13 protein-coding genes, 1 tRNA gene and 1 pseudogene are annotated in these 11,987 nt (G+C 56.2%); 9 read left to right on the forward strand and 6 right to left on the reverse strand.

The window, feature by feature from the left end; all coding sequences use genetic code 11:
* Nucleotides 1–138 precede the first annotated feature (138 nt).
* Nucleotides 139–468: a hypothetical protein gene (locus AC2FLO_RS06995; protein ID WP_496753178.1), complete on the forward strand. Its 330-nt coding sequence runs from the start codon at nt 139–141 to the stop codon at nt 466–468.
* A gap of 3 nt (nt 469–471) precedes the next feature.
* Here the strand turns inward: AC2FLO_RS06995 and AC2FLO_RS07000 are convergent, their stop codons facing one another.
* Nucleotides 472–984: a potassium channel family protein gene (locus AC2FLO_RS07000; RefSeq protein WP_480487029.1), complete on the reverse strand. Its 513-nt coding sequence runs from the start codon at nt 982–984 to the stop codon at nt 472–474.
* 65 nt (nt 985–1,049) lie between these two features.
* Entirely contained in the window at nt 1,050–1,955 is a 906-nt protein-coding gene (gene trhO / locus AC2FLO_RS07005) for an oxygen-dependent tRNA uridine(34) hydroxylase TrhO (protein WP_496753179.1), read from the reverse strand.
* 97 nt (nt 1,956–2,052) lie between these two features.
* Here trhO and pncA point away from each other — a divergent pair, with 97 nt between their 5' ends.
* Entirely contained in the window at nt 2,053–2,646 is a 594-nt protein-coding gene (pncA, locus tag AC2FLO_RS07010) for a bifunctional nicotinamidase/pyrazinamidase (RefSeq protein ID WP_496753180.1), read from the forward strand.
* On the opposite strand, the gene AC2FLO_RS07015 is transcribed toward pncA, so the two are convergent.
* Nucleotides 2,643–3,176, reverse strand: a complete 534-nt coding sequence (locus AC2FLO_RS07015; protein ID WP_496753181.1) for a hypothetical protein — start codon at nt 3,174–3,176, stop codon at nt 2,643–2,645. The genes pncA and AC2FLO_RS07015 overlap by 4 nt on opposite strands.
* A gap of 164 nt (nt 3,177–3,340) precedes the next feature.
* Here AC2FLO_RS07015 and pncB point away from each other — a divergent pair, with 164 nt between their 5' ends.
* Nucleotides 3,341–4,633 carry a nicotinate phosphoribosyltransferase gene (pncB, locus tag AC2FLO_RS07020; RefSeq protein WP_480484546.1) on the forward strand — a complete coding sequence of 431 codons (1,293 nt, stop codon included), beginning with the start codon at nt 3,341–3,343 and terminating at the stop codon, nt 4,631–4,633.
* 57 nt (nt 4,634–4,690) lie between these two features.
* Here the strand turns inward: pncB and tnpA are convergent.
* Nucleotides 4,691–5,100 (reverse strand): annotated as a pseudogene (gene tnpA / locus AC2FLO_RS07025) (IS200/IS605 family transposase); the annotation flags it as partial.
* A gap of 75 nt (nt 5,101–5,175) precedes the next feature.
* Nucleotides 5,176–5,251, reverse strand: a tRNA-Thr gene (locus tag AC2FLO_RS07030).
* A gap of 238 nt (nt 5,252–5,489) precedes the next feature.
* On the opposite strand from AC2FLO_RS07030, the gene AC2FLO_RS07035 reads away from it, so the two are divergent.
* Genes AC2FLO_RS07035 through arsJ form a run of 3 tightly spaced genes read left to right on the forward strand, consistent with a single transcriptional unit; the run spans nt 5,490 to nt 8,580 of the window.
* Nucleotides 5,490–6,323 (forward strand): arsenate reductase/protein-tyrosine-phosphatase family protein, encoded by an 834-nt coding sequence (locus tag AC2FLO_RS07035; RefSeq protein ID WP_496753182.1) that lies wholly within the window; start codon nt 5,490–5,492, stop codon nt 6,321–6,323.
* Nucleotides 6,320–7,318 carry an ArsJ-associated glyceraldehyde-3-phosphate dehydrogenase gene (locus AC2FLO_RS07040; protein ID WP_496753183.1) on the forward strand — a complete coding sequence of 333 codons (999 nt, stop codon included), beginning with the start codon at nt 6,320–6,322 and terminating at the stop codon, nt 7,316–7,318. The genes AC2FLO_RS07035 and AC2FLO_RS07040 overlap by 4 nt, the downstream gene beginning before the upstream one ends.
* Nucleotides 7,315–8,580, forward strand: coding sequence for an organoarsenical effux MFS transporter ArsJ (gene arsJ, locus AC2FLO_RS07045; protein ID WP_480586885.1), 1,266 nt, complete (start codon nt 7,315–7,317; stop codon nt 8,578–8,580). The genes AC2FLO_RS07040 and arsJ overlap by 4 nt, the downstream gene beginning before the upstream one ends.
* Before the next feature lie 262 nt (nt 8,581–8,842).
* Here the strand turns inward: arsJ and AC2FLO_RS07050 are convergent, their stop codons facing one another.
* Nucleotides 8,843–9,937: a tyrosine-type recombinase/integrase gene (locus AC2FLO_RS07050; protein ID WP_170361263.1), complete on the reverse strand. Its 1,095-nt coding sequence runs from the start codon at nt 9,935–9,937 to the stop codon at nt 8,843–8,845.
* Between the two features lie 253 nt (nt 9,938–10,190).
* Here AC2FLO_RS07050 and AC2FLO_RS07055 point away from each other — a divergent pair, with 253 nt between their 5' ends.
* Genes AC2FLO_RS07055 through AC2FLO_RS07065 form a run of 3 tightly spaced genes read left to right on the forward strand, consistent with a single transcriptional unit; the run spans nt 10,191 to nt 11,932 of the window.
* Complete coding sequence (locus tag AC2FLO_RS07055; protein WP_496753184.1) at nt 10,191–10,727, forward strand: helix-turn-helix domain-containing protein; 537 nt, start codon at nt 10,191–10,193, stop codon at nt 10,725–10,727.
* A gap of 4 nt (nt 10,728–10,731) precedes the next feature.
* On the forward strand, nt 10,732–11,028 hold the full coding sequence (locus AC2FLO_RS07060) for a hypothetical protein (RefSeq protein WP_480748583.1): 297 nt from the start codon (nt 10,732–10,734) through the stop codon (nt 11,026–11,028).
* Nucleotides 11,029–11,032: 4 nt separating this feature from the next.
* Complete coding sequence (locus tag AC2FLO_RS07065; protein WP_480748582.1) at nt 11,033–11,932, forward strand: HNH endonuclease; 900 nt, start codon at nt 11,033–11,035, stop codon at nt 11,930–11,932.
* Nucleotides 11,933–11,987: the final 55 nt, after the last annotated feature.

Here is an 11,987-nt window from a genome sequence, read left to right on the forward strand (position 1 = left end):
GGAATCGGCCCTAAAGGTTATTGATTCGCCAGTCAATAAAATCATCCAAGCGGCAAGATAACGCCTGCCATCGCTCACAAACCTTGAAATTTTTGGTTAATGTTCTATATATGTTCCACATAGTCAGAGGACAAACCGATGACCCAGCACATGCGCCACGTGGCACTGAACGGGCCAAACAACGACTACCATCTGCTTCCGGTAACAGACCGGCAGATGCGATATGCGCGCGCCATTGCCGAGAAATCAGCGCTTGAGATCCCGGTCGAGGCGCAGCGCGACAGGCGGTTGTTGTCCGACTGGATTTCGGCCCACAAACCGCGCGGCACGTCGCAATTCGACGATTACCCGACGGGCAAGCAGGTGGCATTCGCCGAACGGATCTCACACAGCAAGCGCCGCCCGATCCCGTCCGAGTGTTTTCGGGACAAGAAAATGATGTCCCGCTGGATTGATCACAACAGATAACCCTTACTTAGGGTCTTCTGGCGCATGATTGCGGGTATAAAGCGCAACCGCCGCCGCAACAAACATACCCAGCAGAATGTAACCGGTTACAGCCTCGGACACGGCAAGCCCGCGACACAGGCCGGTCGGGGACATGTCGCCATACCCGACCGTGGTGAAGGTGACATATGAGAAATACAGGACATCCCCCGGACCCTGCGCCCCGACCACACAGTTGTCGTTGTACCCAAATGCCCCGTAGACGGCGGCGAACAGGAACGGGACGACCTGGATGAATGACACGCCCATTAGGAACAAAAGCCGTCGCGGCGATTTCACCTGTGTCATGTAGTACCAGGATTGCGACACCAGCCAGATCAGCAGGCCAACCGACGCGATTGTTCCGATCATGTCACCCGCAGCGGTTTCGTTCAGGCGCGACAACCCGAACCAGGCAAGAAAACTTGTCAGAACCAGCCCCAATGCCGCAATCAGGGTCGATTTCCATTCTTCCAGAGTTGTGGGTTTGCGATGCATGAACGCTCTCTCAGCCTAGTCTGAGGGTGATCATCCGACCTAAAGCAAGGGCCTGCAACCCGCTTTCAGTCCTGACGCAAATGCGGCTCGCCCCGCTTGCGCGCAAGCACTATCTGTTTTTGCCGTTCACGAAAGCGTATCTTGTCGGCCTCGGAGGTTTCGTCGACGCATTGGTGACAGGACACGCCATGTTCATATTCGGGGCGTTTCATATCCTCGGGCAGGATCGGGCGACGGCAGCCATGGCACAGCTTGTGCGGTCCTTCAACAAGGCCGTGCCCTACCGAGACACGATTGTCGAACACAAAACATTCACCCTGCCACGAGCTGTCTTCGGATGGCATCTCTTCAAGATAGCGCAGGATGCCACCTTTGAGGTGATAGACATCATCGACCCCCTGCCCCAGCAGGTAATTGGTGGACTTCTCGCACCGGATGCCGCCGGTGCAGAACATGGCAACGCGCTTGTTGTGAAAGCGGTCCTTGTTCGCCTCCCACCAGGCAGGAAATTCGCGGAAACTGGCTGTTTCAGGGTCTATTGCGCCTTCAAACGTGCCGATCGCCACTTCGTAGTCATTGCGGGTGTCGATCACCACGACATCGTCCGAACGGATCAGATCATTCCAGTCCTGCGGGTCAACATAGTTGCCGACACGGGCGCGCGGATCGACATCCGGCTGACCCATGGTCACGATCTCTTTCTTCAGCCGCACCTTCATCTTGCCGAAAGGCGGATGGTCCGAGGTCGCCTCTTTCCACTCCAGATCCGAGCAACCGGGCAAAGCCCGGATATGCGCAAGAACCGCATCGATTCCGGCGCGTGGACCTGCGATGGTGCCGTTGATACCTTCCTGCGCCAGCAACAGCGTTCCCGTGACGGACTGCGCGCGGCACAGATCAAGCAACGGTTCGCGCAGTGTGACGGGGTCTGGGAATCGGGTAAAGTGATAGAGGGCAGCGATCGTGTACATATGCGCGATCTACCCCCGCAAACCCGGAGTCGCAAGGGATTGCATTGACGCCCCGCCCCCAGCCCCCTACCGATAAGGCAGTTACACGGAGGCCGCAATGACCCATGCCCTGCTTGTCATCGATGTCCAGAACGATTTCTGCCCCGGCGGTGCCTTGGCAGTGGCTGGAGGAGACGAAATCGTCGCGTCTATCAATGCCATGATGGAGGAGTTCGACGCCGTGATCCTGACGCAAGACTGGCATCCGGCGGGGCATTCTTCCTTTGCCAGCTCGCACAAAGGCAAAAACCCGTTCGAGCTGATCGACATGCCTTATGGCCCGCAGGTGCTGTGGCCGGACCATTGCGTTCAGGGCTCAAATGGTGCTTCGTTTCACCCCGAGTTGCGCACTGATGGTGATTTGATCCTGCGCAAGGGGTTCCGCAGTGGCATCGACAGTTATTCCGCTTTTTTCGAAAATGACCATCAGACGCCAACAGGCCTGAAAGGCTATCTTGAGACCCGAGGCATCACCCGTTTGACACTGGTTGGATTGGCGACCGATTTCTGCGTTCACTATACGGCTGTAGACGCTGCCCGGTTGCGCTTTGATGTCACAGTCCGGATGGATGCCTGCCGCGCGATTGACATGGACGGATCGCTGGCTGCCGCCGAGCAGGCCATGCGCGACGCCGGTGTTACGCTGGCCTAAGGTGTTGCCCCGGCAGCTGCCAGCAGCTTGATCGTCACAAACAGAACAACGGCCAGCCCAAACGCCAGCCCGATACGCGCAGAAATTGAACGCCGACGGTCCGAAACAGGCTGCTGTGGCTGTGGCGGCGGTTTTCGCACCTGACGCGTACGCACAATCCCGGCCATGGGCTGCGCCATCCGAATGTAATGCAGAAAATCCCACAGGTTGAACTCGCCGCAATATTCCCCCTGAACACCGCGCGATTTTATGTTCTCAAACAGAGAACGCAGAATCCTGACCCGGTCCACCTGATCTTCGGCCGGAAACACACCGGGCACGATGCCGCTGTTCCGCGACTCGAGGCTGAACCCGGCATCCAGGAAAATCTTGCGGATTTTCGGCGATGTTCCCCGTAGCGCATCTGCCGTTCTGATGTCACGAAACACCGCACACACCTGGCGTTCCACATCAGAGTCTGACCCCAGCTTCTCCGGGTCAATTTCGTTCAGTGCTACATTAACAATATCAAAATCGTACTCGAGACCCATTCACAAACTCAGTTTCGTCTTTCCATCCCCTTCTCTCACTAACCGGCGAAAACAATGCACAATATGCCCGTATTGTGACGTCATGCTGGCATTGTCACCAAATCAGCGACTCTTGCCATTCCCGTTGTCGATTGATCTAACTACGGAAATCGCAGGAGTTCCCCATGGTCGACATCGCGACCCGCGTCTACAATCATAAATGGAAGATTGACCCGATTGTCCGGTCTTTAATCGATACAGACTTCTACAAACTGCTGATGTGCCAGTCAGTGTTTCGAAACAAGCCCCAAACAAATGTGGTGTTTTCCCTGATCAACCGGTCGAATCACGTGCCTTTGGCCCGTTTGATCGATGAAGGCGAGCTGCGGGAACAGCTGGATCATATCCGCTCGCTTAGTCTCAGCCGGGGGGAAAGCACCTGGCTACGGGGCAACATGTTCTATGGAAAACGCCAGATGTTCCGTTCCGATTTCATGGAATGGTTCGAGAATATGCGCCTGCCGCCCTACCACCTTGAACGCAAAGGCGATCAGTATGAACTGACCTTCGAAGGTAAATGGCACGAGGTCATGTTGTGGGAAATTCCGGCGCTGGCGGTGCTGATGGAACTGCGATCGCGTGCGGTGCTGAACGACATGCGCCGGTTTGCGCTACAGGTGCTATATGCCCGCGCGATGACCCGCGTATGGGAAAAGATCGAAAAGCTGAGCACGATCAACGGTCTTGGGATTGCCGATTTCGGCACACGACGACGGCATTCCTTCCTGTGGCAGGACTGGTGCGTGCAGGCAATGATCGAAGGGCTTGGCCCCGCGTTTACCGGAACCTCAAACTGCCTGATCGCGATGCGGCGTGAGGTTGAGGCCATCGGCACCAACGCGCATGAGCTGCCGATGGTCTATTCCGCGCTGGCCGACACCGATGCCGAACTGGCGCAGGCCCCTTATGACGTTCTCAGCGATTGGCATGACGAACATGACGGCAATCTGCGCATCATTTTGCCCGATACCTACGGCACCAAGGGCTTTCTGGACAACGCACCCGACTGGCTGGCGGGCTGGACCGGTATTCGCATCGACAGCGGTGATCCGGCCACCGCCGCCGAGGTGGCCATCGACTGGTGGAAAGCGCGCGGTGAAGACCCGACCCAGAAACGGATCATTTTCTCGGACGGGTTGGATGTGGACAAAATCCAGGAATTGCATGCGCAGTTTGCTGACCGCACCAAAGTATCCTTTGGCTGGGGTACCTTGCTGACCAACGATTTCCGCGGTCTGGTTCCAAATGACTCGCTGGCACCGTTCTCATTGGTCTGCAAAGCCGTATCCGCCAATGGACGCCCGACGGTAAAGCTGTCGGACAACCCGGAAAAGGCGATGGGCCCGAAGGACCAGATCGAACGCTATAAGCGGGTGTTTGGCGTTGGCGCTCAGGAGGCGATCGAGGTGATTGTCTAAGCCAAGGCACAATATCAAACACTTATCCTCAATTCATATGATGCCGGGACTAAACGACTACAGACTGGCGTCGGCAGGATCGGCGATATTGTTTTCGAGGTATTGCAGCACGATGTTCTCGGTGATGGCGCCGTTGGTGGTTGAGAAATACCCCCTGCCCCAGAACCGGCGTCCATAGTAGCGGCTGCGTAGCGCGGGAATTTCCCGTTGCACCTTGTGAGACGAACGGCCCTTCATCTTGCGCACCAGACCCGAGATGGCAATCTTCGGCGGCACCGACACGAACAAATGCACGGGATCGCTCGACAACACCCCGCGCAAGATGTCGACCTCGTTCTCGTGGCAGACCTGACGGACGATGGCGCGCACCCGCAGGCGCACCGCACCGGTCAGCACCTTATAGCGATACTTGGTCGACCAGACGATATGGTGCGGTGATAGAAAACGCAGTGCTTGCCAACATCATAACACGATTCTCCGCATTGAAGCGGGCCCGGCCGGAAGTCGAAGGGTTTGCATCAAAGCGTGGATACTGAAACTTGTGGTGCCGCTGAAGGGACTCGAACCCCCGACCCCATCATTACGAATGACGTGCTCTACCAGCTGAGCTACAGCGGCGCCTTGAGTCATCCGAAACTGGTCTCTTCCGGATGAGATGGCTCATTTAAACTGTCAGCCTGAAGCCTGCAAGACCAGTTGTGTCCGTTCGGGCCTTTCCTCTCTTCTCACAAGATGTTGTCGTCGAGGTATTGGGCCAATGATAAATCTAATGGGGCGAGCTTCCAGTTTGTGAAATTTTTGTAACTACGCAAAAGGCGTTTTGACTTCATACCTATAATTCCATATTTCATGAAATATGACAGAAAAGATAACCAACCAGCTGGCCATCCTTGGCCACCCACAACGTATCACCGTTTTTCGCATGTTGATGCGAAGGTACCCCGACACTGTTCCGGCGGGCGAAATGGCGTCGGAATTGGGGATCAAACCCAGCACCTTATCGAACTATCTCAACGCGTTGCAGCGGTCTGGGCTGGTCAAGCAGGAACGCTCCGGGACGTCACTGCTCTATTCGATTGAGATGAAGAACGTGCAGCACATGTTCGATTTCCTGCTCGTGGATTGCTGTCGCGGCCGACCCGATCTTTGCGTGCCCTTGGCGAAAGGACGCGAGCCCATGGCCGACCGAAAGTTCAATGTGTTGTTCATTTGCGTGGGTAATTCTGCCCGGTCGATCTTTGCCGAATCCCTTTTGCGGGATATCGGCGGGGATCGGTTCAATGTGTATTCGGCCGGCATACGACCGTTTTCCGAACTCAACCCGTTTGCAATTCGGGTTCTGCAAGACAAGGGGCACGATACTTCGGCGCTCCGCTCAAAGAATGTATCCGAGTTCTCGGGGTCGGGCGCGCCTGAAATGGATTTCGTTTTTACGGTCTGCAATCAGGCTGCAAACGAAGAATGTCCCGCCTGGGAAGGCCAGCCGATCAGCGGTCACTGGGGCATGGCGGATCCAGTCAAGACAGAAGGCTCCGATGCCGAGAAAAGCCTGGCCTTTCAAAACGCGTACGGCGCGCTGAAGCGTCGGATTCAAGCCTTTACATCGCTGCCGGTTGAAAGCCTGGACCGGATCGCACTGCAATCCGCCGTTGATGAAATCGCGCGATCGCCACTTGAGGATGCACCATGACGACTTACGCTTTGAACGGCCTTGGCCGAATGGGGAAACTGGCCCTGAAGCCACTCTTGGAACAGGGGGCAAAGATTGCCTGGATCAACGATGCCGTCGGCGACCCCCAGATGCACGCGCATCTGTTGGAGTTCGACACCGTGCATGGGCGATGGGATGCAGAATTCAGCTTTGATGCCGACAGCATCACTGTGAATGGAACCCACCTGCCGTTCATCGGCACGAAAGACCAGAACACCCTACCGCTGGACGGCGTCGACGTCGTGATCGACTGTACGGGCGTGTTCAAGACCGAGGCCAAGCTGGCCCCGTATTTTGATGCCGGGGTGAAGAAGGTCGTCGTCTCGGCCCCGGTCAAAGACGGCCCGACGGCCAATATCGTTGCCGGTGTGAATGACGGCACATACGACCCCGCGACCCATAAAATTGTGACAGCGGCCTCTTGCACAACGAATTGCCTGGCGCCGGTGGTCAAGGTGATCCACGAGAATCTGGGTATCCGCCATGGGTCGATGACCACGATCCATGACGTGACCAACACGCAAACGATCGTTGATCGGCCCGCAAAAGACTTGCGGCGCGCACGGTCGGCCCTCAACTCACTGATCCCGACCACGACCGGCTCGGCCACGGCCATCACTCTGATCTATCCCGAACTCAAGGGGCGTCTGAATGGTCACGCCGTCAGGGTGCCGCTTTTGAACGCCTCGCTGACCGATTGCGTATTCGAAGTTGAGCGGTCCACCACGGTTGATGAGGTCAACGCCCTCTTCAAAGCCGCGGCTGAGGGTGATCTGAAGGGTATTCTGGGTTATGAGACCCGCCCACTGGTATCCACCGATTACACCAATGACAAACGCTCCTCGATTGTCGATGCGCCTTCGACCATGGTGATAAACGGGACGCAGGTGAAAATCTATGCGTGGTACGACAATGAGATGGGCTATGCGCACCGCTTGGTGGATGTGGCGCTGATGGTTGGGTCCTCGCTGTGACCCAGCGGCCCGAAGGACTGTCGGCTTATATCGCGGTCACGGCGGCCTATTGGGCCTTCATGCTGACCGACGGGGCGCTCAGGATGCTGGTGCTGCTGCACTTTCACACCATGGGATTCTCACCTGTTCAGCTGGCCTATCTGTTTGTGCTTTACGAGATTGCTGGGATCGTCACCAACCTGGCCGCAGGCTGGATTGCCGCCCGGTTCGGGTTGACGTCCACCCTTTATGCAGGATTGGGGCTGCAGGTGGTGGCGTTGCTTGCCATGACGCAGCTTGATCCGCACTGGACCGTTACCGCCTCAGTCAGCTTTGTGATGATGGTGCAGGGGGCAAGCGGAGTGGCCAAGGATCTGGCCAAGATGTCGTCGAAATCATCAGTCAAATTACTGGCCCCGGCCGAGGGCGGAGGGCTGTTTCGGTGGGTCGCGGTGCTGACCGGATCAAAAAACGCCGTCAAAGGGCTGGGTTTCCTGTTGGGCGCGGCCATGCTGGCCAAGTTGGGATTCATGGCGGCAATCCTGGTCATGGCGGCGGTTTTGGCACTGATCCTGTTTGCAGTTATCCTATTCATGCCAGCTGGCCTGCCGAAGGGGCGAAAAGGGGCAAAGTTCTCGGAAGTATTGTCTAAATCCGCCAATGTGAACTGGTTATCCGCAGCGCGCGTCTTTCTGTTCGGTGCGCGCGATGTCTGGTTCGTGGTCGGCATTCCGATCTATTTCTACACCGTCCTGTCGGATGGCACCGACGACGGCAACCGTGCCGCGTTCTTCATGATCGGAACATTCATGGCGCTGTGGGTCATCCTCTATGGCGCAGTGCAGGCCTACGCGCCAAAGATCCTTCGTGCGGCGGATCGAATCGAAGGCGATTTGATCCGCGCGGCACGTAATTGGGCGATTGCCCTTTTCTGCGTTCCTGCGGCTCTAACATTGGCCGTATCGCTGTCAAATGGGCCTGAAACCTGGCTGACCAAAACGCTTGTGGTTGGGCTGCTGATCTTCGGAGCAATATTTGCGGTGAATTCATCGCTGCATTCCTATCTGATCCTGGCTTTCACCCGGTCCGAACGTGTGACAATGGATGTCGGATTTTATTACATGGCAAATGCAACAGGCCGGCTGATCGGCACGGTTCTGTCCGGCCTGACTTATCAGATCGGAGGATTGCCAATGGTCCTCGGCACCGCGTCCGTGATGTTGGCCCTTGCTGCGCTGACTTCAGGCCAACTGACGGACCAAACCTCCGACGCACTGATGTGACCGTTTTTGAACGATACCTCATTGACTGAATCGCCCTCGCCATGATTGGTGGCGATCTGATCGGCGGGGCTGCGCAAGGTTATAGAAAATCGAATGGCGCGAATTTTACATGTTTCGGCATATGCCTTCGCAATGTTCAGTAAACCGTGACGACACCGCTGGCCGCTGAATCCCGGTATCCGATATATTATCCTGTATTTTTGGTGACCCCGGCAGGATTCGAACCTGCAACCTGCCCCTTAGGAGGGATGCGTTCATAGCGCTATTCCTTTTGTGATTTCTTACTGTTGGGTGCTTGTACAGTGTCATCCTGTACGTGGTTTGTACGAAAACGGGCCCTAATGTCGGCCTCATCGGTCTCTGCGTGGGCATAAATCCGCATGGGCAAATTGGGGTCTGACCAACGTCCAGCCTTGGCTGCTGTGACGGGATCGACGCCCTGACGGACAACAAGCTCCGTGAAAAACCCGTGCCGCCCTGCCGGGTGGGCTGAAAGGTACGAGATGCCCGCGCGTTTGCAGATCGTCTTCCAGCGCGTGTTGTAACCGGTGGAGCTCCCATAGCCGAAGATGCGCGCCTTCATGAGCTTGCCGGTCTTGCGGTTCTTGGGACGTTTGGGAGGCAGTGCGAGTAGCTCGTCCATCATCTGAGGCGAAACGGTGATCCAGCTTTCCGGATGCCCCTTCTGAGCTTTCACGCGGACTTTGTTTTCGTGCGGCCTTAGGTCATCGGGCTCCAAGGACACGGCTTGATCAATCCTTGCAGCCGTCTCAAACATAAAACGCACCAGTGCGGCATTGTATGGGTCGGCGGCACGACAAAATGCCTCGATCCATTCCTTATCAGCTGGTGTGCGCTCGACGCGGCTGAGCTTCCCTCGCCGCTTGTCCTGAGCGATCCGCTCGAACTTGTCGTAGGGTTTCACGCGGATCAGCGGCGTGCCTTCCAGCTCATGCGCGTTGTTGATCACCGCACTCGCGGGCGTCACGATCTCGCGCCACCAGGTATCCGTCGACGCTTTGGGTTTCAGCTTCGGCCCAAGGCTTTTCAGTAACGCGCCAGATATCGCACCTAACGACAGGTCGCCGATCACTTCGACAATCGGGATCAACTGCTTCGCCGCCTTCGGGGACGCGTTGTAGAGCATGATTGCATCAGAGAACGTCTTGCTCGGTTCGTCGCCCACGACATAGCGACGGATCTGACGTTCGGTCTCATGGTTTATCCAGTCCCGTGCGCCCTCTTCTGTAGATGCCTTAGTGCTTCGCCGGTATGGGCCGGCGATTGGCCTGCCGTTGTATTCGATCCACCCCTTGGCCCAGTAGACACGGCCCCTCTTGTAAATTTGGAGCGGCATGACTGGCCTCCTTCAAAAATCGTATCAATCTGCGCGGGCGTGATCAGCATGGTTCGCCCAAGGCGATAAAATGCGCCCGTCTCATTGGCGCGTTCACGCAACGTGCGTTCTGAAATATCGATCCCCATCCCGGCCATAACTTCGACCCACTGCGCGGGTGTTTTCCCGAGCCCCAGGATCTGCGAGCTGTCTGAATAGTTGGTCTCTGCCATTTCAGTCGTCCTTGTCCGCATAAGTTGAATCAGCGACACGCATGGAATCGCTTGTTCTGCACCTTCTGACGTGGTCAGATGTGATTAACTGTAAATGTTCGTCATTTTTTGCAAAGCTCGCGAATTTCGACGAAGTAGTCAATTGGAAAATTCAGATGCCGCAGAAACATGCTGATCTTTTTGCTGCAATGGGTGCTCGTCTCACCATTGCTCGCAATGAAATCGGCTTCTCACAAGCGGCCATGGCGGAAGCTATCGGTGTCTCACCGCGCGCGTATCACAGCTACGAAAAGGGCCAGCGCGGAATGCCCGTAGAAGCCTTAGTCGCGATGGGTGAGCGGTTCGAGGTAGACGTACCCTGGCTACTTCTGGGCACCAAATCCATTCGGGCAGGACATGATTTCGAAGCCCTCAAACACATCGAAAGCTCGCTGGATAAGCACCTCACCGATGAGGGCATAAAAATCAAAAGTGAAAAGCGCGGGGCCATTGTCGCCCGTTGGTATCAATCGCATGTCGAAGGCCGCGAAGTGACGGATGATGACGTGCACACATGGATCGAGTTGGTAAGGGAGTAATCTGGTGAACAAGGCAAGCAAACGCTGGAACATGTTGCGGCATTCGGTCTTGGAGCGCACTCGCCGCGAGGTGATTGAACCCTTTGGGCCGCTTTACCTGATCTTCCTGGGAACCAGCGTGTTCTACTTGATTGGCTTGGGTCGACTATCATTGGCACAACAGTCTGCCGAATACTCGGTTTTGGCCGCCATCTTGATTCTTGCCATCGCCGCAGCTGGCTTGGCACTTCCATTTTTGACAGGTGCGGTGCTGACACTTCGCGCGGCCGATCGAAAACTGGAACGCCTGCAACGCGGGTGATCCGATGGCCTTCGGTATTTTCATCCATCGCAGCGACTCGATCTACGACGATATTCCCTCGGAGCGGTATCAGTTTCCCAAACAATACCTCTCGCGTGCCCAACAGTGCGAAGGGGATTGGATCGTCTACCTCGAGCCAAGCAAGGTCAAAGAGACCAAAGGCTATTTTGCTGTCGCTAAGGTCCAGGAGATCATTCCGGATCCTAGGAAACCGGAAATGTTCTTGGCGGTGATTGAGCCGGGGACCTATCTTGATTTCGGCGACCCTGTTTCATTCCGAGACGAGAATTCAGTCATCGAAAGCGGATTGCTGAACGATCAAGGCAAGATATCTGGACGCGCGCAAGCTGCGGTAAGAACCCTTTCAGCTGAAGACTTTGCCCGAATTGTCGAACGTGGTCTTGGACGGGACGAGGACATCCTGCCTCGCGTTGGTGACTCGATGCAGCTGCCAGGTTTTCAAGACGCGCAAACACCTTTCCGACACATGCCCGCACGGGAACGCGTCAACCAACTGACCAACCGGGCGGTTCGCGATCGTAATTTCAGAAAGAACGTCCTGCGCGCCTACGGCGAGCGCTGCGCCATCACTGGATTACGTCTGATAAATGGCGGTGGCCGAGCTGAAGTGGAAGCCGCTCATATCAGACCTGTAGAGCATGACGGACCCGACATCGTCAGCAACGGGCTCGCCCTGTCCGGAACTGCACATTGGATGTTTGATCGCGGTCTCGTTGGTTTAGCTGACGACCTGACTATTCTGGTTTCCCGTCAGAGCAACGACATCGAAGCCGTGACATCGATGATCAACGCGTCCGGCAAGATCTTGGTGCCGGACCGCCTCGCCAACCGGCCAAGGACCGAGTTTGTAACCTGGCACAGAGAGAACTGTTTCAAGCATTAACATACTCAGTGCGGACCTTGGTGCAAAACGCAGCTAACGGCCGGAAAGAGCCCGA

The sequence above is a fragment of the Ruegeria sp. TASC047 genome, assembly GCF_059612445.1.